The organism is Methanolobus sp. WCC5, from assembly GCF_045690325.1.
Lineage (GTDB): Archaea > Halobacteriota > Methanosarcinia > Methanosarcinales > Methanosarcinaceae > Methanolobus.
Genome location: NZ_CP146981.1, coordinates 2,519,270 through 2,545,781, shown reverse-complemented (window position 1 = coordinate 2,545,781; position 26,512 = coordinate 2,519,270). Strand labels below are relative to the sequence as shown.

The 26,512-nt window shown below is 44.2% G+C and carries 28 protein-coding genes, 3 tRNA genes and 1 pseudogene; 15 read left to right on the top strand and 17 right to left on the bottom strand.

From position 1 onward, the window contains the following. Positions 1 to 17: 17 nt before the first annotated feature. Complete coding sequence (thrC, locus tag V7O64_RS12445) at positions 18 to 1,361, bottom strand: threonine synthase (protein ID WP_407355693.1); 1,344 nt, start codon at positions 1,359 to 1,361, stop codon at positions 18 to 20. Positions 1,362 to 1,529: 168 nt separating this feature from the next. On the opposite strand from thrC, the gene V7O64_RS12440 reads away from it, so the two are divergent. Beyond that, a complete protein-coding gene (locus V7O64_RS12440; protein WP_407355692.1) occupies positions 1,530 to 2,534 on the top strand; it encodes a hypothetical protein in 1,005 nt (334 codons plus the stop codon). 206 nt (positions 2,535 to 2,740) lie between these two features. On the opposite strand, the gene V7O64_RS12435 is transcribed toward V7O64_RS12440, so the two are convergent. After that, the gene (locus V7O64_RS12435; RefSeq protein WP_407355691.1) at positions 2,741 to 3,328 is read right to left on the bottom strand and encodes a VTT domain-containing protein; all 588 of its coding nucleotides are present in this window, start codon (positions 3,326 to 3,328) and stop codon (positions 2,741 to 2,743) included. Between the two features lie 529 nt (positions 3,329 to 3,857). Next, complete coding sequence (locus tag V7O64_RS12430) at positions 3,858 to 4,673, bottom strand: alkaline phosphatase family protein (protein WP_407355690.1); 816 nt, start codon at positions 4,671 to 4,673, stop codon at positions 3,858 to 3,860. A gap of 234 nt (positions 4,674 to 4,907) precedes the next feature. Between V7O64_RS12430 and tsoY the strand changes: the two genes are divergently transcribed. From tsoY to V7O64_RS12410, 4 genes are all read left to right on the top strand, one after another. Further along, positions 4,908 to 6,056, top strand: a complete 1,149-nt coding sequence (tsoY, locus tag V7O64_RS12425; protein WP_407355689.1) for a selenoprotein TsoY — start codon at positions 4,908 to 4,910, stop codon at positions 6,054 to 6,056. 379 nt (positions 6,057 to 6,435) lie between these two features. After that, positions 6,436 to 6,843: a GNAT family N-acetyltransferase gene (locus V7O64_RS12420; protein ID WP_407355688.1), complete on the top strand. Its 408-nt coding sequence runs from the start codon at positions 6,436 to 6,438 to the stop codon at positions 6,841 to 6,843. A gap of 30 nt (positions 6,844 to 6,873) precedes the next feature. After that, complete coding sequence (locus tag V7O64_RS12415; protein WP_407355687.1) at positions 6,874 to 7,065, top strand: DNA-binding protein; 192 nt, start codon at positions 6,874 to 6,876, stop codon at positions 7,063 to 7,065. 104 nt (positions 7,066 to 7,169) lie between these two features. Then, the gene (locus V7O64_RS12410) at positions 7,170 to 7,637 is read left to right on the top strand and encodes a hypothetical protein (RefSeq protein ID WP_407355686.1); all 468 of its coding nucleotides are present in this window, start codon (positions 7,170 to 7,172) and stop codon (positions 7,635 to 7,637) included. Between the two features lie 247 nt (positions 7,638 to 7,884). On the opposite strand, the gene V7O64_RS12405 is transcribed toward V7O64_RS12410, so the two are convergent. Next, complete coding sequence (locus V7O64_RS12405) at positions 7,885 to 8,055, bottom strand: hypothetical protein (protein ID WP_407355685.1); 171 nt, start codon at positions 8,053 to 8,055, stop codon at positions 7,885 to 7,887. Positions 8,056 to 8,083: 28 nt separating this feature from the next. Here V7O64_RS12405 and V7O64_RS12400 point away from each other — a divergent pair, with 28 nt between their 5' ends. Next, positions 8,084 to 8,326, top strand: a complete 243-nt coding sequence (locus tag V7O64_RS12400; protein WP_407355684.1) for a hypothetical protein — start codon at positions 8,084 to 8,086, stop codon at positions 8,324 to 8,326. A 99-nt stretch (positions 8,327 to 8,425) separates the two neighbouring features. Continuing rightward, positions 8,426 to 8,527: pseudogene (locus tag V7O64_RS12395) on the top strand ((2Fe-2S)-binding protein); the annotation flags it as partial. A 174-nt stretch (positions 8,528 to 8,701) separates the two neighbouring features. Here the strand turns inward: V7O64_RS12395 and V7O64_RS12390 are convergent. From V7O64_RS12390 to V7O64_RS12370, 5 genes are all read right to left on the bottom strand, one after another. Beyond that, positions 8,702 to 8,789, bottom strand: a tRNA-Leu gene (locus V7O64_RS12390). A 79-nt stretch (positions 8,790 to 8,868) separates the two neighbouring features. Continuing rightward, positions 8,869 to 9,774 carry an ornithine carbamoyltransferase gene (gene argF / locus V7O64_RS12385; protein WP_407355683.1) on the bottom strand — a complete coding sequence of 302 codons (906 nt, stop codon included), beginning with the start codon at positions 9,772 to 9,774 and terminating at the stop codon, positions 8,869 to 8,871. Positions 9,775 to 9,811: 37 nt separating this feature from the next. Beyond that, a complete protein-coding gene (purD, locus tag V7O64_RS12380; RefSeq protein ID WP_407355682.1) occupies positions 9,812 to 11,113 on the bottom strand; it encodes a phosphoribosylamine--glycine ligase in 1,302 nt (433 codons plus the stop codon). A gap of 218 nt (positions 11,114 to 11,331) precedes the next feature. Then, complete coding sequence (pyrE, locus tag V7O64_RS12375) at positions 11,332 to 11,865, bottom strand: orotate phosphoribosyltransferase (protein ID WP_407355681.1); 534 nt, start codon at positions 11,863 to 11,865, stop codon at positions 11,332 to 11,334. 46 nt (positions 11,866 to 11,911) lie between these two features. After that, positions 11,912 to 12,445, bottom strand: a complete 534-nt coding sequence (locus V7O64_RS12370) for a CDP-2,3-bis-(O-geranylgeranyl)-sn-glycerol synthase (RefSeq protein ID WP_407357347.1) — start codon at positions 12,443 to 12,445, stop codon at positions 11,912 to 11,914. 155 nt (positions 12,446 to 12,600) lie between these two features. Between V7O64_RS12370 and V7O64_RS12365 the strand changes: the two genes are divergently transcribed. Beyond that, positions 12,601 to 13,632 (top strand): cytochrome c-type biogenesis CcmF C-terminal domain-containing protein, encoded by a 1,032-nt coding sequence (locus tag V7O64_RS12365; RefSeq protein ID WP_407355680.1) that lies wholly within the window; start codon positions 12,601 to 12,603, stop codon positions 13,630 to 13,632. Between the two features lie 4 nt (positions 13,633 to 13,636). Continuing rightward, positions 13,637 to 14,731 (top strand): cytochrome c biogenesis protein CcsA, encoded by a 1,095-nt coding sequence (gene ccsA, locus V7O64_RS12360; protein WP_407355679.1) that lies wholly within the window; start codon positions 13,637 to 13,639, stop codon positions 14,729 to 14,731. Positions 14,732 to 14,794: 63 nt separating this feature from the next. On the opposite strand, the gene V7O64_RS12355 is transcribed toward ccsA, so the two are convergent. After that, the gene (locus V7O64_RS12355; protein ID WP_407355678.1) at positions 14,795 to 15,061 is read right to left on the bottom strand and encodes an exodeoxyribonuclease VII small subunit; all 267 of its coding nucleotides are present in this window, start codon (positions 15,059 to 15,061) and stop codon (positions 14,795 to 14,797) included. A 15-nt stretch (positions 15,062 to 15,076) separates the two neighbouring features. Continuing rightward, on the bottom strand, positions 15,077 to 16,288 hold the full coding sequence (gene xseA, locus V7O64_RS12350) for an exodeoxyribonuclease VII large subunit (protein ID WP_407355677.1): 1,212 nt from the start codon (positions 16,286 to 16,288) through the stop codon (positions 15,077 to 15,079). 320 nt (positions 16,289 to 16,608) lie between these two features. On the opposite strand from xseA, the gene V7O64_RS12345 reads away from it, so the two are divergent. The 3 genes from V7O64_RS12345 to V7O64_RS12335 are packed head-to-tail and all read left to right on the top strand — an operon-like array spanning position 16,609 to position 21,614. Beyond that, on the top strand, positions 16,609 to 19,065 hold the full coding sequence (locus V7O64_RS12345) for an ATPase, T2SS/T4P/T4SS family (protein WP_407355676.1): 2,457 nt from the start codon (positions 16,609 to 16,611) through the stop codon (positions 19,063 to 19,065). Beyond that, entirely contained in the window at positions 19,028 to 20,992 is a 1,965-nt protein-coding gene (locus V7O64_RS12340) for a hypothetical protein (RefSeq protein WP_407355675.1), read from the top strand. Before V7O64_RS12345 ends, V7O64_RS12340 begins: the two co-directional genes overlap by 38 nt. A gap of 58 nt (positions 20,993 to 21,050) precedes the next feature. Further along, positions 21,051 to 21,614 carry a flavin reductase family protein gene (locus V7O64_RS12335; RefSeq protein WP_407355674.1) on the top strand — a complete coding sequence of 188 codons (564 nt, stop codon included), beginning with the start codon at positions 21,051 to 21,053 and terminating at the stop codon, positions 21,612 to 21,614. A 27-nt stretch (positions 21,615 to 21,641) separates the two neighbouring features. Here the strand turns inward: V7O64_RS12335 and V7O64_RS12330 are convergent, their stop codons facing one another. Then, positions 21,642 to 21,827, bottom strand: coding sequence for a DUF362 domain-containing protein (locus V7O64_RS12330; RefSeq protein WP_407355673.1), 186 nt, complete (start codon positions 21,825 to 21,827; stop codon positions 21,642 to 21,644). An 88-nt stretch (positions 21,828 to 21,915) separates the two neighbouring features. Here V7O64_RS12330 and V7O64_RS12325 point away from each other — a divergent pair, with 88 nt between their 5' ends. The 3 genes from V7O64_RS12325 to uppS all read left to right on the top strand — a co-directional run bounded on the left by V7O64_RS12325 (position 21,916) and on the right by uppS (position 24,358). Further along, positions 21,916 to 22,971 (top strand): radical SAM protein, encoded by a 1,056-nt coding sequence (locus V7O64_RS12325; protein ID WP_407355672.1) that lies wholly within the window; start codon positions 21,916 to 21,918, stop codon positions 22,969 to 22,971. 120 nt (positions 22,972 to 23,091) lie between these two features. Then, positions 23,092 to 23,403, top strand: a complete 312-nt coding sequence (locus tag V7O64_RS12320) for a DUF2551 domain-containing protein (RefSeq protein ID WP_407355671.1) — start codon at positions 23,092 to 23,094, stop codon at positions 23,401 to 23,403. Positions 23,404 to 23,476: 73 nt separating this feature from the next. Continuing rightward, the gene (gene uppS / locus V7O64_RS12315) at positions 23,477 to 24,358 is read left to right on the top strand and encodes a polyprenyl diphosphate synthase (RefSeq protein ID WP_407355670.1); all 882 of its coding nucleotides are present in this window, start codon (positions 23,477 to 23,479) and stop codon (positions 24,356 to 24,358) included. Between the two features lie 89 nt (positions 24,359 to 24,447). Here the strand turns inward: uppS and V7O64_RS12310 are convergent. From V7O64_RS12310 to V7O64_RS12290, 5 genes are all read right to left on the bottom strand, one after another. Next, positions 24,448 to 24,535: transfer RNA gene (locus V7O64_RS12310), tRNA-Leu, on the bottom strand. Between the two features lie 74 nt (positions 24,536 to 24,609). Next, a tRNA-Leu gene (locus tag V7O64_RS12305) sits at positions 24,610 to 24,697 on the bottom strand. Between the two features lie 50 nt (positions 24,698 to 24,747). Further along, positions 24,748 to 25,542, bottom strand: a complete 795-nt coding sequence (locus V7O64_RS12300) for a DNA-directed RNA polymerase subunit D (RefSeq protein ID WP_407355669.1) — start codon at positions 25,540 to 25,542, stop codon at positions 24,748 to 24,750. A 21-nt stretch (positions 25,543 to 25,563) separates the two neighbouring features. Beyond that, complete coding sequence (locus V7O64_RS12295; protein WP_407355668.1) at positions 25,564 to 25,947, bottom strand: 30S ribosomal protein S11; 384 nt, start codon at positions 25,945 to 25,947, stop codon at positions 25,564 to 25,566. Between the two features lie 4 nt (positions 25,948 to 25,951). After that, the gene (locus V7O64_RS12290; RefSeq protein WP_407355667.1) at positions 25,952 to 26,512 is read right to left on the bottom strand and encodes a 30S ribosomal protein S4; all 561 of its coding nucleotides are present in this window, start codon (positions 26,510 to 26,512) and stop codon (positions 25,952 to 25,954) included.

Here is a 26,512-nt window from a genome sequence, read left to right as displayed (position 1 = left end):
TAAGATAATAACAAGGATCATCCCAGCTTTTCAAGAAGATACTTCCTGAAACCGGCATAATCGGTGCCAAGATCATCCATGAATTCTTCCTTTTCTTCGATCTCCTTCAGGCTCTGCGGGATTTGCGGTTCTATACCCGTTTCAGCCCTTACGTGTTCCGGGAACTTTGCAGGGTCTGCAGTTTCCAACGTTACGGCAAGAGTATCATCGTTACTTTCAGCCCTGTAGTCGAACAAACCCTTTATACCTACAGCCCCGTGCGGCTCGATAAGGATATCATATTTCTGGTATATGTCCCTTATTGTAGCTTTGGTCTGGTCATCGCTGACCGAACCGGAATGGATATCGTTCCTGAGTCTTGCCATATCGGGCTCTTTGCTTATGTTGCCTTTTTCATCCATTGCCCCCCCATAGACAGTTATAAGCCTTGCAAGGTTACTTGGATGACCCACGTTCATTGCATTGGAGAGGCAGTTCTTTGACGGAACTATCTTCTCATACTGCCCTGTGAGCAGGAAACATGGAACCTCATCATTTTCATTTACAGAAGCAATTATTTTCCTTACAGGTATACCCATGGTCTTTGCAAGGACACAGCCCATCATGTTACCAAAATTACCGGAGGGTATGGAAAATATTATATCTTCAGGATAATCCCGAAGTCTTGCATATGCATAGATATAATATATGGACTGGGGCACCAGGCGGCCAATGTTGATGGAGTTTGCTGATGAGAGGTTTAAATGCTTAAGGTCCTCATCAGCAAATGCCTGCTTTACCATTGCCTGGCAGTCATCGAACTTGCCATCAACCGATATGGCAGTGATATTACCGTTTAGGGTTGTCATCTGTTTGCGCTGGCGGTCAGACACTTCGCCTGTGGGGAAGAGCACGATCACCCGGATATTATCAAGACCGTAGAATGCATCAGCAACAGCACTGCCAGTATCGCCCGAAGTTGCTGTGAGTATGGTCAGGCTCTTGTTCTCCTTGCCAAGGTAGTATTGCATGAGTCTTGCCATCATGCGGGCCGCAAAATCCTTGAATGAGGCAGTTGGGCCTCTGTCAAGTCTCATTATATAGGTATTGCTATCCAGCTCTTCAAGAGGAACATCATAGTTGTAAGCATCATAAGTGATAGCTTTCAAAGACTGGTCATCGACCTCACCTTCAAGGACCTTACTCAGTACCCTGTACGCAATCTCAGGATACGGTGCATCCCTGAAAGAGTCGATCTCTTCTTTTGAAAAATGCGGAAGGTCCTTTGGCATATAAAGCCCTCTGTCAGGGGCAAGTCCTGCTATCAGGGCCTCCCGGAAGCTTACTTCGGGTGCATTCAGATTTGTACTGTAGAGTTTCATTTTGATCAGGAATTCAGTTTATATATTATATAGATATGGGATTTAAAGGATAGATTAGTATGAATAACTTGCCATTCATCCAGTGCAAACCAGCCGATCAGATTATTGAGGCATACCCACATTACCGCACAACAAACTACTAATATTTGACAGCAGATAGGTCCTTTTATGATTGGACTGTTCTTGCTGCTTGGGCTTATTGCAGGTAGTATTTTCCTGATAGGGATATTTACCAGGATATGGCAGAACAAGGAATACTCGCTTACAAAGAAAACACTGCTGACACTTGTTATGGGTGTTGTACTTGTAGCTTTCCTTTATGCATCATTTGCGTTCATACTGGTCAGTTCAGATCATGCATCATACCATACAGAAGAGGGACAGAATCTGGGACAGATCGACCATGAGGAGATAATTCAGAGGGCAAAGGATGCAGGTTATTATGTACATGGACCCTTTTACGTAAATGCCAGGGCTAAAGAGGCAACCGGAATATATCCAGAGGATATGCCATATATGCAGGAGCATCTTGGAGATGAGTTCCTGCTTGATCATGCCACATATTACGATAATGAAGAACCTGTAATGGAGATAATGTTCCTTGCCGATGACCGTGCAACTGTCATGTTCTTCAATCACAGCAGGCCAGACCCATATATATCCCCCTTTGAAGTTAAACATCTTCCACAGGATAGCTGGATAATAGAAAGACTGATGGTGGCCTTTGGATTTGACAGGCAGCAAGCCGGGTATGAGCTTGAAGAGCTGAAAGGTTCCATCGATGAGGGAAAGCAAGCTAAAATGGAGATCTCGCATAGCGTACTGCCTGATGCGATTTATAAAGACCTTGAAATTATGAGCACAAACTCAGAATTCTCACTGACATACGGTGAAGGCAATACCATGCTTTACTTCTATGCTGACGGACTACTGGCAGGCAGAATGAGCTTTATGGTACCAAACCAGAGGATAATACATAAAATAGACGATGTCCAATACATCATCAAGGCAGACAGACTGGGAGGGGTGGATCTTGAAATAATCCATCCGGTTGGAGGACAGGTCCCTGAAGAGAGATACAGGACTGTTTTCAAGGAGATGTTCAAAAACATCGGCTTAGATGAAGAGGATGTTGACAGGTTTAGCTTCCAGTATTCACCCTCTGTTTGGTGAAAAGTCAAATCATAACTAAAATTTCTTACATTGCAAGGGTAAAGCAAGGGTAAAGAGTGGAAAATGATACCCTCTGTTGAGCTTTAGCATAGAAACTTTTTAGTCTGACAGAACTGTAAATGATCATGCTGAAGAAGAATAGTTCCGAAGCTCCTTTTAAGGTAAGACAGCCTGATTCGAAAGGGATTTTCCAGCGTCCATGACCATCATATAAAACTGTATCCAAGTAATGCAAGTTCTATGAAAATAGCTATTAATATGAATTTACCAAGAATTAACGGAAGAACCATTTTCCTTACGGGAAAAGACAGGATCCCAAGGACTATTGAGATGGCATCACTGGGAAGGGGTGTCATGGAATATAGAAAAATGAAAAAAATCACCTTTTTATCGCTGTACCTTTCGACCCTTTCGATCAGGCCGGCAATGATAGTCGCGTATTTTTCCGGAGCACACTGGCTGCCGGTTCTGGCAAAATAATAAAAGACCAGGTCCCCGAAAAGCAGGCCAGTACTTGCAAACAGGGAAAGCCAGATGATGTTAACTCCGCCAAGGGATATACTTACAAGGGAAGTATAGAAAAGAGTTGTCGTAAATATCGATACGCCACCGATCATGGCCAGCAACATGACAAAAATATAAACATTACGTACACCAAGAATTGAAACTATCCTGGCAGGAGAATAGGAATAAAGGACCGCTGACCATGACAGAATAAAAAGTGCGATCAATAAGAAAATCAACCTGCTTCGTTTCCGCTCAGCATGATCCCTTATTGTACATGTTTTTGACAAGATCCATCCCCTGCTATACTTAGATCCAACTACTGTAAATTCCCCTGTGACAACACAAGTAAGAAGGACCACTTACTATATTTCAATTTCCGGAAATGGAAGAGTGAATGAACGAATGTATGAATGAATGAATATGGAGAGGGTCACTGGAGTCTTTTGAACTGAAGATGGATGGAAAAGCACCATCTGATTAAATGTGGCCTGTTGAAATGAGTACTCCGAATGAGTGAGAGGATATAGTTATCTCATATATTAGTGCGCTACAGATCTATCCTTGCTTGATGAGACACAAGCAGTACGCCTGGTACCTGCGGGATTGACATCGAAATTCCTTTTAGGATAATAACATGGTTTCAGTTGCGATCAATGTGATATGGAATACCCATGGACCCGACAACTCACATTCCCCGACTGAAACACAAGGATATTCTCCCGGCACCAGTATCCAATTATGAACCCGGCACTAGCTGAACAGAAACCGTACACAAACAGAACGAATGGAAAACAACTTCAAGCCGGTTCCCTTACATCATTTACATCCAGCGATAAGCGCCACGACATTTTTGTCATGGTTTCGGATCTCTTCATCGGTGGCTTTTGGCTTCCATTTTTCCCAGCCGTGGATGGTATGGTCCCCGCAGATAAGGAACATAGTGCCTTTACCTGCATGTTCCACTATCCGGCCGATGTTGGTATCCGTGTTCTTTAAAGCTTCCTCCAGCTCCCTGCCGTTCAGGGAACGATGGGCATACCTGTCAATGGAGCGCAGATGCACAGCCAGCAGGTCAGGCCCATTTCCCATTGCATTGATCGCACTTGTGGTGGACCTGTCATCGTAGTCGATGATGTCCCCGGAGTTCGGGATCCCGTGCAGTTCGTTTATCCGCCCCCTGAAAGTATCCGCACCTTCCGATTCGATGACAACGGCAGAGATTCGGCCTGCATCAGCCGCCCATTCAAGTATTGTTTTTATCTTTGGATTGGCAGGGTCCTTTGCACGTTCCCTGTAAATATCCTGAGTGCTGTGGATATGGTGGCGCTTTGGCAGGTAACCTGTGAATATGGATGCTATGCAGGGGGAAGTGTGCCTCTCAACGGATACACATTCCAGTAACAACCCGTGCCTGGCAAGGCTGCATGCAGCAGGCATGATCCCCTCAAATCTCCTGTACAGTGCAAAACCAAGGCTGTCCGCGATGATAAGCACGATCCTCTTACAATCGTGCTCTACCGAATAGTCCTCAAGCTCATTGATCACATTCCCATCCGGCACTACCATGGGTACCGACAGGATCCTTGAGATCGTAGGTGCAATGTCTGCAAGGCTGTATAAGGAATCATTCATGCAGGTAGATTGGTGCCTGCACTTAAATGGATTTCTCACGGACACATTCCAATTTTATTCAGAGATATCTCATGACTGCACAGTGAGTACTTCAGTTTTCCATAGTTTTTTAGCTGCACTTAAAACTGTTTAAATAAAGCTTCTGTTTTTTATCAGTACTGAAGATAATTTCCCGGACCATGTGAATGGCCAGGGATCAATGAGATCGCAATCAAATCATTAGGAAGTATTAAAATGAACCCGAAGAACTTTACACCCCTTGTGTTCCTGGCGTCCCTTGGAGCCGGAGGGGTTGCAGTAATGCCTTTTGTATTGATGCAGTACACCATCGAACATGGACCCGGCCTTATAACAAGGTCACAGTTGTGGTCACTGGGACACTCTGGTATATCTGCAGTCTACTATTCCTCACTTGAGGCTATAATGGTCCTGTTCACATTCATTCATCTCGCACTGACGGTATGGTTTGCCGCCAGGCTGATCCCCTGGATGAGGACCGACGGTTTCAGGGAACTTATCAGGAATCCTCTGAAGAACACTGCTATCCTCGCGCCTCTGATATCCCTGCTCATGACAATGAATGTTATGATAGGACCTCTGAGATATTTCATACCGGTACTATCAGATAACTTCCAGTCCCTGTTCCTCCCGGCAATGATCTTCTGGGTACTGGTCTTTGTGGTAGTTATGCTTACCGAGATCAAGCTTCTGGAGATATCCTTTAGCAGTGGCTTTGACATAAGCAAGATCAATTTCGGATGGCTGCTGCACCCTTTCCTTCTGGGCATGCTCACAGTCGTCGGGACAGGCATCGCAGCCATGTCTGAGAACCTTGCTATTGCAAACGCTGCAGCATTCCTGTGTCTGATCTCGGGTTCCATGGGAATCTTCCTTCTGCTGGTCAAGATGGTCATACTGTTTAAGGGCCACTTCCAGTTGCAGGGCCTTCCCGAGAAGCACTTCCTCCCAAGCTTCCTCATAGTTATACCCAATATAACCCTCTTTGCAATAAGTGCGTTCAGGTTCGGCCACTTCCTGGAGCATGCCCATGGGTTTGACCTGGGTGCATACTTCTACATGGTGATCGGACTCTCGTTCGGGTTTGAGATATGGTACATGCTCTTTGGAATGGCACTGCTTGGAGACTATTTCAGGAAGAACCATTTCAGGGAGTTCTACGTCACCCAGTGGGGACTTATCTGCCCACTGGTTGCGTTTGTAGTTCTCGGTACCTTCGCATTTGATGTCGTGCTCAGCAGTTCCATAGTATATGCGACCCTTGCACTGGTAATGGCAGTCACCATCGTGGTCTATTTCGAGCTGCTTGCCAAGCATATCAGATGCTCGTCATCCAGGACCGCCAGCCTGGGCTGTGAAGTCTGAGACCGGGGGAACAACCCTCCCCGGATCTTCAGTTGCGGACCGCATAGGTGGCTGTTTTTTTCTAACTGAAGGGTTTTATTTTTGGTACTGTAAAAATCCACCTGATGCAACCTCTGCTGTGAACAGGGTGTAACCGCTTAAGGACACGGAAACCTAATTATCAATGAAAAAGAAGCCGAAGTTGTAAAATGCATTTTCAGAGAATATGTTGATGGAAAAGGTGTAGCGGCAATTTGCAAGGTTTTTGAGAGGGGGGATAAAAACCATATCAAGTAAAGCAAAAGGACATGATGCTATAATAAAACTTGTTGTTTTCGCTATAACGAAGTATAATTAAGAAGCAAACAATTTTATAGAATGGTTTTTTGTGGAGGAATGTATGAATTTTAGATATGCTAATGAAAATGACTATAATTATATTCAAGAAAATGATATACTCTTGGCACAAGGATTAATTTCAATGAAAATTAAAAACAATGAAATTATTCTAATTGAACAAGAGAAAATCACTGTAGGGTGGTTGAGATTCGGTTATTTTTGGGACAACATTCCTTTTATGAATATGCTTTGGATTAATGAAAAATACAGAGGTAAGGGCATTGGAAAGGAACTTACCCTGTTTTGGGAAAATGAGATGAAAAATAAAAACTTTAGCATGGTTATGACATCAACGCTTTCAAATGAGGATGCTCAACATTTTTATCGTAAGTTGGGATATAAAGATGTTGGAGGGTTATTGTTAGAAAATGAACCGCTTGAGATATTGTTAATTAAAAATTTGAGCTAATAATTTTGAAATTACCTTTTGGAGGTGTAATTGTTGGATTATGTTTCTTCCAAAGCAATAGAAGAAAAATGGGGCATAACGGTAAGAGCAGTTCAGCTCATGTGTGTTCAGGGGAAAATTAATGGGGCTAAAAGGCTTGATAATGGTAAAGTGTGGCTTATTCCAGCGGATGCTGAAAGACCTGTTGATTATATGCGTAAGAATAAAAGAGATACAGAATGAACTATGAGTTTTTTCGTATCAGCAGGATTTAAAACATATATAATTACATTACTTAAATTTTAAATGTATAGAAAAACCAGATAACAATATCAGGAGGTGTACTAATGAAGTTTGAACTAAATGGAAAAAAACAAAAGGAAACAAGGATCATGAATAAATTCTGGCAAAACTGGCTGGCAGTATGGTGCGCAGCAATAGGTTTATTTGGAGTGGTTCTGGCAGGCGGTGCTTTAGATGCTACAAGCGGCCTGGTCAAAATTAATTTTGCTTTATTGAACGGCCCCGGGGTATTTGAGCTCGATGCACCTATGCGTTTTAGTCTTGCGGTTATGGGATCTGTAACGATCGGATGGAGCCTAGCAATGTTTGCAGCTTTAAAGGCAGCTAACCAGCTTGATAAGCGATCAGGAAAGTCAGTCTGGAGCTTGATGACCTTATCCGTGGGAAGCTGGTATGTAATCGATAGCCTTCTCTCTATTGCCACGGGTTTCTGGTTAAACATAATTCCTAATACAGTATTCATGGCAGCCTTCCTGCTCCCCGTGATTAAAAACGGGGTGCTTAAGCAATAATATCGGATACATAGATGTAAATTCTGGCCTAAAATATCTTTTTTATTCATCTTTTTTTAATGGCCAAGTAGAGAAAATTAAATTAAAGTTGGTTCTGTAAAAATATTTGTGGCACGCATAAATACGGACAGATGCCCCCAGACAGATTTAGAACCCTGGAAACTTAACACCTGGCATTAGTTAACTAATCGGTGGTGCGACACCAAAGGAACGTGCCGTCTGCGGTGGATGCTTGCGTCGTTATAGATCACCTTTTTCGTACTTCCGGTATTCTCCATACACCCTCTCCTGCGAGCATCCCGCCATCCACGACGGTCCACCCATGCTGCGGACCTGAGAGCAGGATATCAATGTGTCCGGCATAATCCTTGACCTGCCATCCCCCGAACAACTCACTTTCGCCCCGCTTGGAACACACGGATATTCCCCTGCACCAATAGCCCATTATGAACCCGAAACTGGCTGAACAGGAACTCTACGACAAGCTGAACGCCTATAGAACACAACTTAAAGCTGACTCCCTTACACCCTTTGACATCCAGCAGTTCATGAGAACATGCCGGATACACGACATCGAACCCCGGAAGATCTACAGGCATATCGCAATGGGCAATGCCTGTTCGTGGGGACCGTATATCACGGCCTGTGCCAGGTATGAGAAGTATAAGAGGGGGGCGAGGAAGCCATAAAATGAAAAATGAGGATTTTTCGATTTTGTTTCTTCCTCGGTGATGAATATTCTATTTGGCGTTCTAGATACTTCTTCATCAATATTCTCTATACCGTAAACAGGAGCAATGACTAATCCAAATTGCCAGATAAATAATCCGTTAGGTAAATGTTGTCATCACACAATACAAGGAATTATAGATAAAGCATTAATTAGGTAATATAATTTAGGCAATATGATTTAAAAGTAACTCTGAGACATAATTGACCGGAAAACACTATCAACTTTTTTTTATGAGGAATAGTATGAAATATATTTTTGTAAAATTAAGTCTTTTTTTTGCTTTATTCAATCAAAAGCAGTTCTATTTTTCCCGTAACATATCTCTTAAAAATGGTGCGGGAGATGCGATTCGAACGCACGAACTCCTACGAGACTAGACTCTGAATCTAGCGCCTTTGACCTGGCTGGGCGACTCCCGCATTGTGAATGATGCTTAGTAGTGCTTTTTCTAGTTAAACTTTGTGTTTGGAAACGACATACTAAAAAAATATATGGAGATTAGCCCAGCAGTTTCAACAGAAGTGCTTTTTGGGCATGCAGGCGGTTCTCGGCCTGGTCAAAGACCACAGAATGGGGGCCGTCCATGACCTGTGCGCTGATTTCCTCGCCGCGGTGGGCAGGAAGGCAATGCATTACAATCACATCGGGCTTTGCGTGCTCCAGCAACTTTGAATTGATCTGGTAGGGAGCAAGATCCTTTAGACGCTGCTCGCGTTCGTCCTCATCACCCATGGAAACCCATACATCCGCATAGAGGACATCGGCATCCTTTGCAGCCTCAGCAGGATCATTGGTGATGGTGATATTTCCACCCAGTTCCCTTGCAAGCTTCACGATGTCCTCATCTGGCTCATATCCGGGGGGACATGCCACAGCAGCCTCCATGCCCATAAGGGCACAGCCAATGATAGCAGAATTACATACATTGTTACCATCACCCGTCCATGCATATTTCAATCCTGACAGCCTGTTCTTGTATTCACGGATAGTGAGCAGGTCAGCAAGTATCTGGCAGGGATGTTCCTTGTCCGAGAGAGCATTGATCACCGGGATAGAGGAATGATCAGCCAGTTGTTTTACTGTTTCATGGCTGTATACCCTTGCTATTATACCGTAAAGATACCTGGAAAGCACTTCAGAAGTGTCCCCTATTGTCTCGCCCCGGCCAAGCTGCATGTCCCTTGCATTCAAAAACAGTGCATGCCCGCCAAGATCACACATGGCAACCTCAAATGACACACGAGTACGCGTAGAGGATTTCTCGAATATCATACCAAGACTCTTATTCTTCAGCAGGTCTGTGACCTTGCCCCTTAAGCGTTTTTCCTTCAGGTCTTCAGCCATATCGAGTAGCTCAACGACCTCATCATGAGTAAGGTCAGCCATGGAAATAAGGTGTTTCATACTATCAGCCTTCACTATGTATTATGTAATTATACTCTTACCCGCGTACTTCCTTCATGTGGTCGATACGCCTCTGGATAAGATCAGCTTTTCCTATGTCACTCCTGTAATGCAGATCACCACTGAGATGTTCCAGGGCATTCTGGGCGATCACTTCAGCCTGTTGAATAGAATCAGCCACACCTACCACAGCAACAGCCCTGGAGCCGGTGGTGTAGACCTTGCCATCCTTTTCATAGACACTTGAATAGAACAGGATCGCATCACCAATGTCGCCCACTACAACCTCCCGGTCCTTTGTAGGGTTGTCAGGATAACCTGCAGGAACGGCATACTTGCATACTGTTGCCTTCTTACTGAATCTGACATCCACCTGATCCAGCGTACCGCTGGCCATTGCACAAAGCACATCCACATAATCAGATTCAAGCAGCGGGAGCACATTCATTGCCTCAGGATCACCAAAACGTGCATTGAACTCAATGACCTTTGGGCCATCCTTTGTTATCATGAACTGACCGTACAATGTACCCCTGTATTTCTGTCCGGTCACCCTGTAAAGGGCATTTACCGTGTCCGTCATTATCTGCTTTGCACTGTCAACGTCCCCGGCATCCAGGAAAGGAAGCATCTCTCCCGGAGCATTGTAAGAGCCCATACCTCCGGTGTTAGGACCCAGATCACCCTCAAAGGCCCTTTTATGATCCTGGACCGTGGGCATAAAAGCAAGACTTCTGCCATCCACAAAAGCCTGCAGCGTGAACTCCTCACCAACCAGGTTCTCCTCAACAACAACGCTTCCCTGGTCAAGCAGACCTGCCGCATATTCTTTGGCAGCACCGATATCAGGCAACTGGTCACCCATTACCTTCACACCTTTGCCACCGGTGAGACCCGCAGGTTTTATTGCAACGTTTCCAAGCTTATCGATGAAAGCATCCATCGCATCCCTGTCGGTAAAGACTTCAAAGACAGGACAACCGGCAATATCATTGTCCTTCATGAAATTGCGTGCCCATGCTTTATCAAACTCTACCTGTGCAACCTTCCTGCAGGGACTGGCAACACTGATACCCGCCTCTTCAAGGGCATCTGCAAGACCTGCTGCAAGAGGAGCTTCGGGCCCTACAACAACAAGATCGATGTTCTTTGACAGTGCGAATTCAACTACCTTTTCCACATTGGTCTCTTTCTCGAGCAAGAAATCCTCACAAAGCGCAGCAATACCAGGGTTCTTCCCGGACATCACAGCATAGATGGACGGATCTTTTCTGCTGCATGCTATCGCTGCTGTGATCGCATGCTCTCTGCCGCCGCCGCCAACTACTAGTATATTCATGTATCAAACCTCATTATCAGAAAACTGTCATTTGATGAAACTGTCACCGGATATGCAGATATAATGGAACTTAATGGAACTTAACGGATCAATTGGATCAATTGATGGATAGATTGATTTCAATTTCTGTTTTTGCCTTTTTGCGATATTTTAGAAACCGGAATAACATGAGAGTTCTAATTCCTGAAATAAATAACTTGCCTTTTTATCCATGGATGTCATATCAGGTCACTTGCCCTTACCAGCGGCACAAGTTTCACGCCGACATCACTCAAATTCTTCTCTGCTCCCGATTCACGGTCCACCACAGTGATGACCCTGTCAACCACAGCACCAGCCTCCCGGATCGCCGCTATAGCATCTATTACAGATCCTCCGCTGGTGGTTACATCCTCTATAAGCAATATCTTCGAACCATTTTTGAACTCCCCAACAAAGCGCCCTCCTGTGCCATAATCTTTTTCAGATTTGCGTATAAGCACAAGTGGCAGGCCAGCCTCAAGAGATAAAGCCGTGGCAAGGGGAACCCCACCAAGTACAACACCTCCAATGCAATCGATATCCAGTCCTTTTATGACCTTTGCCGCCTCCTTTGCTATCACCGCAAGCGTAGCAGGGTCAGTACTTGCTTTTTTAATATCGATGTAATAACTGCTCTTTTTACCAGAGGCAAGTGTGAAGTCACCGAACTTAACAGCCCCACATGCCTTCAGGGCATCTATCAATGCACGTTTACCATTCCCTTCAGTCAATCTGATCACCTGGAATCAAAATATTTACTACAATTGTTCAAACTGCTCACCATGGCTCATTCTTGACTCCGATATAATATCCAATGATATTCGTACTCAGATGCAGCAGAGGGGTCAGCACCAGTACTGCAATGATGATCGGAAGTGTGAAATTCGCAGAGAACCATGCAGGAGCTACAAGATATGTTATAATCCATGCCCCCAGCACAAAATCAAGCTGATCTGCAATGGGAAAAGGAGCCCCGCGTTTAAGACCGAGCCTTCTCTTGAAGAAACTCATGAACATATCCCCAAACAGTGAGCCAAATGCAAGTGAGAATATCACAATAACAGCGCTGGCGGTTATGCCTTCACCACCAAATGATGGCAATTCTACCGACAACAGGGTTGTGCTCCTTGAAAGATAATACAGCTGAAGTAAACCTGTCAGCATTCCGAAAAATATACCGGCAAAAAGACCGCGATACGTTTTCCCGTCTCCAAGTACACGTCTTCCATCACCCATGTTCCTGCCGCCATCAATCGCCTTCCCCCCGCCAAAGACAGCTGCCAGTGGACTTGGTATATAGGCAGGAAGCATCAGCCAAACTGCAGTAATCAGTATCTCAATCGTAATTATCAACCCGCATTTGTAGTTCTGTCCTGATAGATAGCATCATTATTGAACATATCGAAACAAAGGGAATAGAACAGCTCTAATTATAAATATGTTGTACACATAAGATTTGGCGTAAGATGAAAAACAAAATACCACTTCTGACAACAAGTAATACTATGCTTGCGACAGTTGTCACTTTCCTTCTGCTTGCAACGATCGTGACAATAGGGATGCTGACGCCCCTTATCGCAAAACTTGCAACAGGAATCGAACTTAGCCTCCAGCCGGAATACTTCAACAACAGGACTGCAATTCCCGTTGCTGCTCTGGTGTTGCTCCTGAGTGCATGTATGCTCATAGGTTATTCTGAGCGCAGGTATGTACTCCCTGTTGTGGGCACATCGATCTTTCTTTCGCTTCTTTTTGCAATCCTCTCTCCCTTTGGGAACATAGCTATGGACATTTCCGTACCGGTACTCATCATTGCACTGGCTGCAACCCTTTACAGGGTGGGGAAAATATACGCCGCTAACAAAAATACCGCTACATCGGGAAAAATAAGGAAACTCAGTGCACATGTGATCCATATCGGAATACTGCTCATACTGCTTGGTATAATCCTCAGTTCGAACATGAAAATAGAAGGTTCTGCCGTACTCGGGACAGACGGGACCGGAGAATTTGAAGGGCAGCCTTATCAGCTGAAGATCATCCGCATGGAATCATACTATAGTGGTGAGGCTTTCCGTAACTACCCTGCCTCTTCCTACACAACGGAAGTGGATTTTGACATTTACAGGAATGGAGACTATTTCAGGAGCGGCCAGGTTAAGTACATAACCGATTTCAAATGGGGACAGACATACACTACAACTTACATAAACAGAGGACTCACTGAAGAGCTTTTTGTTGCACCCAGAGCCATTGACGAATCCAGTGGAGAGATAGACCTTTACATGCGGACCGTACCTTTCATTAATTGCCTCTGGGGAGGTATCTACCTGATGGCAATAGGGATAATCGGCCTGCTCATTTCTGATCGTACATCTGCTGGCAGGACAAATAACGCCATTAAAAGACCCAGAGCTGGTGCTGAAGGAAGATATGACCGTATGCTTGAACAGGAAATAGAAAAACGCAGGACCCAGAGAGATAAGAGGAAAAGGTGATGATTTGAACCTTGGGATGATATTAATATGGCTGGCCTTTGTCTGTGGAGCAGGTGCTACCATCTGTTCAATTCGCTATTACACTGCATCGGACCACCGGGCGCGTGCACTCTCCAAAAAACTGGAACTCTTGTGCACAGCCAGTATCACGGCCTCTGTGATCATACTGCTGATACATCTGCTAAGCGTTAATGCCTCTTATGAGTACGTATTCAGTCACTCAAGTACAGACCTCTCATGGTTCTATCGGATCTCGGCGTTCTGGGCCGGACAGGAGGGATCCCTTCTGCTCTGGACATGGTCAATACTTGTGATGCTCCTGTTGCTCCGCTACACAGGATACACCAAACAACTTGCAGAAACCAGAATAATGGACCTTACAACAATAGTATCCATGGCAATTGCATCTGTTTTCCTCATACTGCTTGTAATAGACAACCCCTTCTCGGCATTTCGTGTATTACCTTCAGGTGCTATCGAGCCTACCAACTGGAATCCTTTTGCAGCACTCTACAACGTACCATACGGACAGGGTATGAACCCCCTTCTGCGCAATCCCTGGATGGCGGTCCATCCGCCTGTGCTATTCCTGGGATATGCAGCTTTCACATTTCCTTTTGCAGCCGCTATAGGAAACCTCATCACAAAAGATGAACGCTGGACACTGATAGCAAGGGACTGGATGAGGATAGCCTGGCTTTTCCTCACCCTGGGGATAGGACTTGGAGGATTCTGGGCATACGAAGTACTTGGATGGGGGGCATGGTACTGGACATGGGATCCTGTTGAGACTTCATCACTTATACCATGGATAACTTCAACAGCTTATCTGCATGCTCAGACACGTGCAAAACACGGGGAATATGGATTTCTGGCACCACTGCTTGCTGTGGCCTCATTCATACTGGTGATATTTGCGACCTTTGTCACAAGGAGCGGGATATGGGCTTCGGTGCATTCCTGGCAGGATTTTACAACCGAAGGTCTTGTAATTGCCATCTTCCTGGTATTGCTCACATTATGCAGCGTATTTCTGTTGGGAAGAAGGTACCTGGAAGATGAAAATGCACCCAGGGAATCTGAAGAGGAGCTGTCATAAGAGCTTCTCTTCACTTATTCTCTTCACTTATTATCTTCGCTTATTTTTAGAATGCCCGGAATATCAGTCCTCAATGAAGTTTTCAGTTCTCAATTTTCCGTTCTCTTCGGTCAGGACCTGGATCCTTCTTTCTGCCTTTGAGAGTTTCTGGCCGCATACACGGGCAAGTTTCATGCCACGTTCAAATATCCCAAGGCTCTCATCCAGAGTCAGATGACCCCTCTCCAACTTCTCCACAAGGGATTCAAGCTCTTCCAGAGAGGTTTCAAAACTCATAGCTTCAAGTTCTTCGATACTCTCACTCTCATTATTACTTTTACCTTCTTCCATGAATCCAGCTCCTTTTTATCGATGTTTTTCAACTTCAGGTTCAACATCCGTTACCCTGCATTTGATTGTGCCGTCAATTAACCTGATATCAAGACATTCGTCAATGCTTACATCATCTGTCGTTCTGACAACACTGTGGTCCGTGCTGCGAAGGGTTATACTGTACCCCCGCTCCAGCGTATTTAAAGGGCTCACTGCATTCAGACGACCCGCAAGCCCGGAAAGAGAGGATATTTTCGATTCGAGCACCTTTCTTAGCCCAAACTCCATCCGCATACTCAATTCATCCACACGTTGCATATCCCGGTGCAGGATCTCAGCGAACCTTTCCGGCTCTATCCTGGAATAAAGATGAGCAAGATGCCGGGATCTCTCCGATATAAGGTGCATTGCAGACCTTTGCATACGCAATGTCAGGGATAAGACATGTTTCCTTAGTTCGTTCCTGTCCGGAACTGCGATCTCTGCTGCAGCCGAAGGAGTGGGAGCCCTGGCATCAGCTACAAAATCAGCTATAGTGTAATCCGTTTCGTGCCCCACCGCAGATATGACAGGCACTTTAGAAGCAAATATAGCCCTTGCAACTACCTCTTCATTAAATGACCAGAGGTCTTCCAGTGAACCACCCCCTCTTCCTACGATGATCACGTCAACATCGGTACTGTTTAGATATTCGATGGAACGGACTATACTTTCAGCCGAGCGTTCTCCCTGAACTATGGCCGGACTGAGCAGTACATCCACAGGGAACCTGCGGTCAATCACATTAAGTATATCATGAATAGCAGCACCTGATCTTGATGTGACGACACCCACTTTCCCTGGAAAGCGGGGAATCTTTCGCTTATGTGAGAAGTCAAACAACCCCTCCTCTTCCAATCGGTTCCTCAGTTGCTCATAAGCTTTGTAGAGCTCGCCGATGCCGTCAGGACGCATGTCCAGCACTTTTAACTGATACTGGCCCCGTACAGTATAGACATCCAAAGAAGCAAAAACAAGTACCTTCATACTTGATTCTGGTTCGAATTTAAGGGTCCTGTTGGTCATGCGGAAACTAACACAACTTATCTGGGCATCCCTGTCCTTCAGAGTAAAATAATAATGGCCTGAGCTATGTTTTGTCAGATTGGATATCTCACCTCTGACCCATAACTGCCCAAGATGAGGGTCCTGAGTCAGAACCTGTCTTATGTATTCGTTCAGCTGTGATACAGTGTATATACCCATTCAGATGCTCCGGTCTTTAGAGTAAATTAGATTTAATATATATAAAATCCAGAGGGAAGCTGGGTGAAAGTGTTATATCAAATATACTATGCATTTAATTTCTATGCTTTTTCATTTCCCCTGCACCACAACAGTTAAAAAAATAATACTTAAAATAAAATAATCAATAAAAATTTATTTCGAAAGGTTTTAATAGATTATTCTTTTTCTAAAAAAATGATTGGTGGTTTCAAAACGTGATTTTAAAAGATGAGAATAATGACAGTTTACGGAATAGTGAAACTGTTGATACACTATACGATAATCAAACGCATTTTGCAATGTCCGGTCAAATATCAAATACCGGAGATATCAACCTGCCGGATGACAACAGAAAATTGAAGATAATCTTTGAGAAACTCTTTGCATGTATTTCATCAATAACAGGAAAAAAAGAAGGAATTACTAAAGGATGCAGTTACAGGACAAGAGTTTCAAAAAGAAGCAGAAACATTACCATTGACTGCAGGGAATGTATATACGAATCCAGTTTTGAGGATGAACATTGCAGGAAAAACATTTTTACGATACTTCAGAATGAGCCTGTTATCGAGAGGCTTACACTTTCAAGACTTTATGAAAGAGATTACGAAGGAAAGACCCTTGAAAGGATTTATCTGATGTCAGGCCTGAAAGGAAAACTGATCCACTACAAAAGCTCAATGATCATATCCGGGACATGTAAAAACTCTGACAGATGCCGTAAAGAGCATGCCGGAATAATGGATAATATTATAGAAACTGCAGAGAGGGATCCGCAAAAGACCAGTTGCATTATTGACAGACTCATCAAGTACAACAAAGCAAAGGATGCACACAACGATATATCAACAGAATGCATGGTGTGCAGGAATAGATTCATTCAGATGCTTTATGAAATGAGTTCTATCTCAAAAAGAATAACAGATAATTCCAGTGATGGGTCTGCTGCAGTACAGTTCTTTGAAAAAGATGCATCATATCTGCCTGAATATGAAAAGGATCTCAGATCCTATGTCAGACCGCCTTTTTCAACATCAAGGATATACACCGAGCCCCCGGATAATACGATATTCCAGGAATGTTATGAAATAGGATTCCAGAATGCCAGGAATTCGCCGGTAAATATATACAGGCTAACAGACCGGCCGGAGAAGATGTATATCATTAATCCGGTGGAATATTCACTGGAAGAATCAGAACTCAGGCTCATTGAAAGGGTCAGGAAGAAGATGATAGCCCATCGTCCTTCAGACCTGAATTTTGCAGACCCTGCCAATTCAAGAGAATACTTTGCCAGGTTGAGCAAAAAACTCCTGCTGGAGGAGAAGGAAGTTGACGATATAATCTCTGATCCTGCAAGGCTTACCATCTGTTGTGACCTGCTGACAAAATACACTACAGGACTTGGCATACTTGAAGACATTCTTTCTGATGAGCGCGTCACTGATGTCTATGTGAACGCTCCTGCTGACCAGAATCCGGTGCATGTGGTACTAGATGGAGAGGAATGCATTACAAACGTATACCTGTCGCAGGATGATATGCAATCCATGGTATCCAGATTAAGGTCCATCAGCGGACGCCCCTTTGGAGAGGCAACCCCGGTGCTTGAGATGTTTCTGAGGGAATACGGAGTTCGTGTATCGGTGATAGGTGATCCGCTTAGCGCAAAGGGAATTGCCTATGCTTTCAGGAAGCATGCAAAGGACCCCTGGACACTTCCAAAACTCATAAACAACGGCTCCATTTCACCTCTGGCTGCAGGTCTGCTCAGTTTTATAATGGACGGACAGGCTTCCGTCCTTGTTGCCGGTGGAGTAGGCGCGGGAAAAACATCCCTGATGTGTGCTTTGCTACTGGAAATACCACAAAAGTATCGTATGATAACAATTGAGGACACTCCAGAGATACCTGTTGAAGAACTCCAGGAAATGGGATGGAAGGTACAGGGTCTGAACTCCCAGTCCGCGATAATGAAATATGGTATTGAGATAGAGCCCTCTGTTGCATTAAGGGCATCTCTCAGGCTTGGGAGCTCATCACTTATCATGGGAGAGGTAAGAGGACCTGAAGTGGCCGTGCTCTATGAGGCTATGCAGGTAGGTGCTGCCGGAAACTCGGTCATTGGTACCATACATGGCTCATCCACAAATGCAGTATATGAAAGGATAGTGAACACCCTGGGAGTGCCACCTGCATCCTTCAAGGCAACTGATGCAGTTGTCGTCTGTGCGAATACCCGCATATCAGGAAGTATGACAATGAAACGACGTGTTATGCAGGTGTCAGAGGTAAACGACAAATGGGAAGAAGGCCAGGGAAAAGTATTCTCGGACATACTCAGCTACGATGCATCAAGTGACACTCTCATGCCTTCGGATATAATGGACAGGGGACAATCAGCGCTTATTGGCAAAATTGCAGACAAATGGGGTATTTCCATGGATGAGGCTTCCCTTAACATCCGCATGAGAGCAAAAATAAAAGCCAGAATAGCAGAATATGGAAAAAATGACCATTGGCTGCTTGAAGCAAGAAATGTGGCTATTGCAAATAACATGTTCTGGCTGCTAATGGACATGGAGATATCCAATCCCGGAGGAACTGACTACCAGAGGATCTATGACAGCTGGATAGAATGGTTTGAGGTTTTTTCCGGGAGGAAAAAAGATATACCACACATATCACAGGCAGAGAATGGAACTGTGAGCTCTTCAAATGGTTTTTGCTGTGTGGGTGATCAGGTTGTACAATGAGAACTGGTACTACAACGGATGCAAGTTCACTGCAAGGAATTTCAGCTGGCTTGTAAAAGACACTGATACATTCCGCCAGAAAGCAGATAATGCCATCAGTGAAAGTTACCGCGATGCTATGATCTACACCGGTTTAGGACTTGACCCTCATGAAACCGTACTCTTTGCGTACGTAAGTGCTGCCTTTACACTCATTGGGATAATTATTTTTGATTTTTTCCTTTTAAGAATGATAAACCTGGAGAACACTGCCCTTTATGCACTTATCATCCTGAGCCTCATGTTTCCTTTATGTGTGTTGATATACATGAGCGAGTATATCAAGATCCATGCAAAATGGATGAAAGTCAGTTCACTTGGTGACATGCCGGAAATTATCAGTTACATAGTAATGTCAATGAAACTTGTACCAAACATGGAGGTTGCTATTCGATTTGCTGCAGGCAACTCCGGCCGGCCCCTGGCAAAGGACCTGAAGAAGATGATGTGGAACCTGCATGTAAGGGAATACCGGGGGATTGATGAAGCAATAATTGAATTCTCCAATCTCTGGGGCAAGAACAGTGAGTATTTCAAGAGGGCATTGCACCTTATAAAAAGCTCTACAAGCGAACCTGACGAAGCACAAAGGATTATCGCACTTAACAGGTCACTTGATCTTGTGCTTGAAAGCACCCGGGACCTGATGGACAGCTTTGCTGCAAAACTGAAGACGCCAACATATGTACTTTATTCCATATTCATCCTGATACCCCTTTCACTGGTAGCCCTGATGCCTGCAATAACCGTTGTTGGTATCCGGTTTGGGACGGGGACCCTTGTGATCCTCTATAATATTGTTCTTCCCTTGCTGACCTTTATGTATGCAGAATACATACTGATGCAACGGCCAGCTGCATTTGTCCCGCAGGAGATCCCCGAAAACCACCCTCATCTTGCTGGTATCAAAGAAAAGAAACTACATGCCATGATCTTTGCCTCTGCTATAGGACTCCTCATATCTTCCCTCGGGTACATTCTGGTATACAGAGGAAATCCCTGGAATATAGTATCCACATCGACCCTTGACGGGATCATTCCGCCAACGCTTTTTATAATATGGGGTATTGTCTTTGCAGTATCTGTTTATCTGAATATCAGCTACGCACCTTACAAGAAGATCCGCGATGAGATACGCAAGATGGAAAATGAATTCTCAGATGCCCTGTTCGTTCTGGGGAGAAGGGTATCTGAAGGAAGATCTGCAGAAGAGGCTTTCAGCCATACAGCAAGGACCATGCAGGGATCTGATATATCGCTTGCCTTTGAAAGGATATCACTGAACCTCATGAATATGAGAACAGATATTCATTCAGCTATTTTTGACAGGGATTTCGGGGCTTTCAGGAATATATATTCAGAAAGGATCAGGACCACCATGCTTCTAATGGTTGAAAGTGTGCAAAAGAGCCATGAGGTTGCCGGAGTTGCAATTGTCAAACTTGCCGACCATTTGAAAGAGCTTCAGGATGTGGAGATCAAGATACGACAATCACTCTACGACATGACATCTACAATGCGTTCTACTGCAGCTGTCTTTGCACCTCTTATAGCAGGAGTGACAATTGCATTATCAGAAGTAATAACAAAGATCCTCCAGAACATATCGGACAGTATCAAACGTCTTCCTGAGAATGCATTCCCGGGCCCTGCACAGATATCGGCGGATAACCTTAACCAGTCAATACCTTCTGACATTTTCATGTTTGCAATCGGAATATACATAATCATGATAACTGTAATACTTGTCCGGTTTTCAGGTACAATCGAATATGGAGGGGACAGGACTCAACTTCTGTATGAGATAGGACAGATATTGCCTGTAACTATAATCATTTTCACCGTATCCACGGTATTCTCAAGAATATTATTCAGAGGAATGATCTGAAAGCTGACAGGCGCAAGATTAAAGGCTCTCAAAGCCTTTTTTTATGCAGGTGTATACAATGAAAATACCTGTTGAGGCAAAACCCCTGGCATATCCGGCACCTGCCTGGGTCGTTGGAAGCTATGATATGTACGGAAATGCGAATGCTATGACTGCAGCCTGGGGAGGTATCTGCTGTTCGGACCCTCCATGTATCAGTGTATCCATGCGTAAAGCCACCTATACTTATACCAACATAATGGAAAAGGAAGCTTTCACGGTAAATATCCCTTCCGAGAAATATGTAAAAGAAACAGATTACTTCGGTATCGCAAGCGGAAAAGATGTGGATAAGTTCGAAAAGACCGGACTTACGGCTGTCAGAAGTGAAATAGTATATGCTCCCTTCATAGAGGAATTCCCGGTCGTAATTGAATGCAAACTGGTACACAGTTTTGACCTGGGACTTCATACACAGTTCATTGGTGAGATAGTGGGCATAAAAGCAGAAGAATCAGTGTTGGATGAAAAAGGAAATCCGGATATTGAAAAGATCAGACCTGTAATATACTCGCCACAGAGGGCTTACTATGGGATCGGTAAAATGCTGGGCAGGGCATTTTCCATCGGCGTTGAAAAATAAATGAACTTATCCTGTTGGAGGTCCTGGTCACTCCATATATACCAGGGCCTTGTTAGGGCATACATTTATGCATTTCATACATAGATTGCATTTTTCCTGATCCACGTTGACAAAACCGTTTATCCTGTAAAGAGCACCATTTGGACAGATGTTTTCACATTTGCCACATTTCCTGCAACCCAGCACTACAACAAAACCTTCAAACTCATTCATTGGGAATTGTTATTGAAAGGATATTACATAAATTTTCGGAGCGGTGCTTAAAATAGTTTTATATACATACAGGTTATAGGATGCCAGGATGAGCGAAATAATCCAGGGAGAAGCAGGTTCTTTCCACTCTTTTCTATCTGAGGGATGTAAGCTCTGCCAGCAGGGAGCCAAGATGGTCCTGTTCATCACAGGTCAATGCAGCCGGGATTGTTTCTATTGCCCCTTATCAGAAGAAAGAAGAGGCGATATTACTTTTGCAAATGAAAGAAGAGTGCTTTCCGACAGGGATGTCCTTGAAGAAGCAAGGCAGATGAGTGCGCTGGGAACGGGCATTACAGGTGGTGAGCCACTACTCAGGCCTGACAGAGTGCTTCATTACATCAGACTACTTAAAAAGGAGTTTGGTGCCCAGCATCACATACACATGTACACATCTATTGCACCGCAGATCAGGCTTTTAGAAGAACTTGCAGATGCAGGGTTAGATGAGATAAGATTCCATCCACCCATAAAACTCTGGAAAGGGCTGGAAGATACCTGCTACGCTGATACAATACGTTATGCAAAAGAGCTTAGGATTGAAACGGGAATAGAGATACCGGCGATAGAAGATGCTGATATGCTTGCATTTTTCGCAGAAAGAACGGGATGCTTCATCAACCTCAACGAACTGGAATTCTCCGACACGAATGCTGAAGCAATGAAAGCAATGAATTATTGCCTAAGGGATGAAGTATCTAATGCAGTAGCAGGTTCAGAAGAATATGCCAAAAGTATTGCCCCACATTGCACAAAGATACATTTCTGTTCGTCCAGTTACAAGGATGCGGTACAGCTTCGAAAAAGACTCATACGCATTGCGCAAAACACTGCAAGACCTTTTGATGACATCAGTGAGGACGGAACTATATTTTACGGATGCATTGAATTTTTCGACGATAGTGAACTCAAATGTTTGATTGATGAACTCTCTCAGATAGAAGTCCCGCCTGAGATGATGGAAGTTTGCATGAATTATATTGAGATTGCGTGGTGGATACTTGAAGATATAGCAGAGAGCATCAGAAGACCTGCTATAAAAATGTATGTCATTGAAAGGTATCCTTTTGAAAATGGTTTAATTGTTGAGAAGATACCCCTGTGAAAAGCTAAAATATATATGGGAGAATGGTATAGATGGTACAATTTTCATATTCATCAAGACATTTAAAGCTACTGCAAATAAATAGCTTTATAACATAAAATAACATATTGAAAAAAAGAGGTGTTTGTACTGGAAACGATTGAAGAGCGGGTAAGAGAAAGGTTGATCAAATATCTTAGTCGCGATGATACAGGTATACGCAAAGTCGTACTGAAATTGTTCCTTAATGGTGGCAAATTTACTACAGGTGATGTGTACGAGCATCTTCATAATACGGATTTTGACGTGAGCTACAGGGGAGTATCGGCAATGGTGGGACTTATGAACACCAGGCTTGGCATCCTGAGCATTGATGTCACCGGTGACCACAACATATACCTGCTGAAAGAAGATTACAGGGATATTGTAAGGTCGGTTCTTGACAATTACTGATAGGATTTCTTTTTCGTATTTGGAAGCTTTCAAATAGATACATAACTTATGATTAAATCGTCAGAGCACGGGAGTGTCAAGCATTTTAAGAAGCATACCCCGAGTATTCTATAAAGGCTACGAACGTCTGCTAACCCAGGAAGTAAAAAATGAACACGTCCCCAGACACGTGGCCATCATTATGGACGGGAATCGCAGATATGCCCGCAAGCTTGGCCATTTAAGTTCTTTCGGCCATAAAATAGGTGCTGACGTGACCGAGAAGGTGTTGGAATGGTCCTGTGAACTTGGTATTGAACACCTTACCATATATGCGTTTTCTACTGAGAACTTCAACAGGTCTGATGATGAGAAAGATAAACTATTTGATCTTATCAGAGTGAAATTCGATCAGATCGGTGTGGATGAAAGAACACATGAAAGAAAGATGAGAGTACATGCAATTGGCGATATTGAAAAGTTGCCTCTGAACCTGCGTGAATCTATCAGAAATGTGGAACTTGTAACTTCTGCATATGATAAATTCAATCTCAATGTTGCAATTGCCTATGGAGGAAGACAGGAGATAGTCCAGGCAGTAAGGGAAATTGCCTCAAAGGTTGAGGCAGGGGAGCTTGACCCGCAAGACATCAATGAAGATACGATATCCGGACACCTTTATCCCTGCGGGAGTACTGCTCTTCCGGATGTTGACCTGATAATCCGAACCGGAGGAGATGAGAGAGTATCGAATTTCCTTCCCTGGCAGGCCAACGGAAGTGAATGTGCAGCATATTTCTGTGCACCCTTCTGGCCGGAATTCCGTAAAATAGATTTCCTGCGATCCATACGTGTATATCAATCCCGCATGAAAGAAAAGCACATAAATACAAGCACCCGTGCAGCCCATTTTTTGAAATACCTTGGAAAAGCAGAGATAGAGGAAGTAAGACAGCATTCCAGAACACATGTGTGAATTATTTTTGTTTTTTTAGAAGACTGGCCGTACATAAAATCGCAAATGATTTTGCGAACTACCTAACCGAAACAGCAATTGAAAACACATGGTGCGGGAGGTGAGATTCGAACTCACGAACTCCTACGAGACTAGGCCCTCAACCTAGCGCCTTTGGCCTGGCTGGGCAACCCCCGCACACGATTTGTCTGAAATTAATTAAGAACAAAATATTATAATGGTCTTTAAATAATGTAATAATAAGGAATATCTGGTGCGGGAGGTGAGATTCGAACTCACGAACTCCTACGAGACTAGGCCCTCAACCTAGCGCCTTTGGCCTGGCTGGGCAACCCCCGCATCGAGAAAGTTTCCTATAAATCAAAGGAGAGTAAATCTCCTAAACCATGTCAGAGGGACTCTAAAATCTGTCCCAACCGGCTGGCTTTCTCCTTAATAGTTGTTCCTGCATTTATAATTAACTGTTGAACCGAGTATGAACCATCGGATTCCATGGTGAAAATGAACGAATTTTCATCTTCGGAAACAGTGATAGCATCAATTTCGCATACCGATGCACAGAGTTTGCAGAGAATACATTTAAGGATATCATCACCGGATATTTCCGCTCCGTTCTGACCAATATGTATTATACCCTGTGGACATTCACTCACACAGGCACCACACTGATCACAGTTATCGAAACTGACAATCGGCATATTCTTGTAGCCACAGGCAACACCGGCCTGCCATTTTGCATGATTATGACCATAACCCATATGAGCAATGGCTTCAAGGACTACTTTCTGACCGTCCTTCAGATCGATAATAGGGACATTCTGATCAGCCGGCTGGACTGTTTCATCGGATGACACCAGATCACCCGAATATACCATTCTCGGACCTTCTGCACTGAGGGTCAGAGATACCTTGCATGCAGGGCATTCTGAACCACATGTACACTCTTCAACAGGTACGAACTCCTCAATGTCCGTTGTCAGAGGGATAAGAGCCAGCCTCAAAGCCAGCTGTTCATCAAAGAGGACTGAGGTGTTGTTATAGATGTTCACGTCATCAATCGCAAGAGTAGGTACATCTGAGAGCGCTGCCCTCCTTATACCATTCGCAAAGGATGCATTTGCATTTGACAGAATGAACTTTGCAGACCTCTCTGACAGTTCAAGTATGTCTACTTCCATTGTCATGAGTTCATATCCATTTTATATTTATACTCTTCTTCCACCCTTTGGACGGGTACCGTCATGCGGCACAGGAGTTACATCCTGTATCCTGCCTATCCTGATACCTGCTCTTGCAAAGGCCCTGATAGCAGCCTGTGCCCCGGGACCCGGGCTTCTCTGCTTGTTCCCACCGGGTGCACGCACCTTGATATGGATACCCTCAATTCCCTTATCCTTCAGGATATCGGCGAGCTGTGTTGCCATCTGCATAGCAGTGTACGGTGAACTTTCATCACGTGCTGCCTTTACAACCATTCCACCGGATGATTTGGCGATGGTTTCAGCACCGGTGATATCGGTTACTGTAATGATAGTATTATTGAATGAGCATTTTATGTTTGCTACACCCCATATTCCATTTGATGCCATGAACTTACTCCTCCTTTCCTGCAACTGATGAAGCTATCTGTGCCGGCCTTTCAGCATGTGATTCGCTGGTAAGTGGTGAATTGCCGTAGTAATCGATGAGCATCTCTTCAGATTTTGAGACAAGCATACCAGGAACTGTTGCCTTCTGACCATCAATGGCAATATGTCCATGTGTGATGAACTGTCTTGCCTGCTTTGGAGTTCTTGCAAGACCTAGCCTGTATACCTGGGTCTGCAGCCTGCGTTCCAGGATAGATTCTGTCTGCAATGCAAGGATATCATCCACATTTGCATCTGATGGAAGGATCGAATATCTCCTGAGCCTTGCAAGGATCTGGTCGGACTCTGTTTTGAGGTGACCGGCAAGTTCGGTTTCTGCAGACTCTGCAAGTATCCTGCGGGCATCTGCCCTGTACCTTCTAAGGATACTGACTGCTTTCCAAAGCTCTTTCTTGTTACGGAGACCGTATTTCTTTAGAAGCTCGACTTCATTGGCCATCCTGGCAGCTTGCCACGGGTGTTTTGGAGTATCATAACTCTTTCTCTTTTTACCTGGGTATCCCAT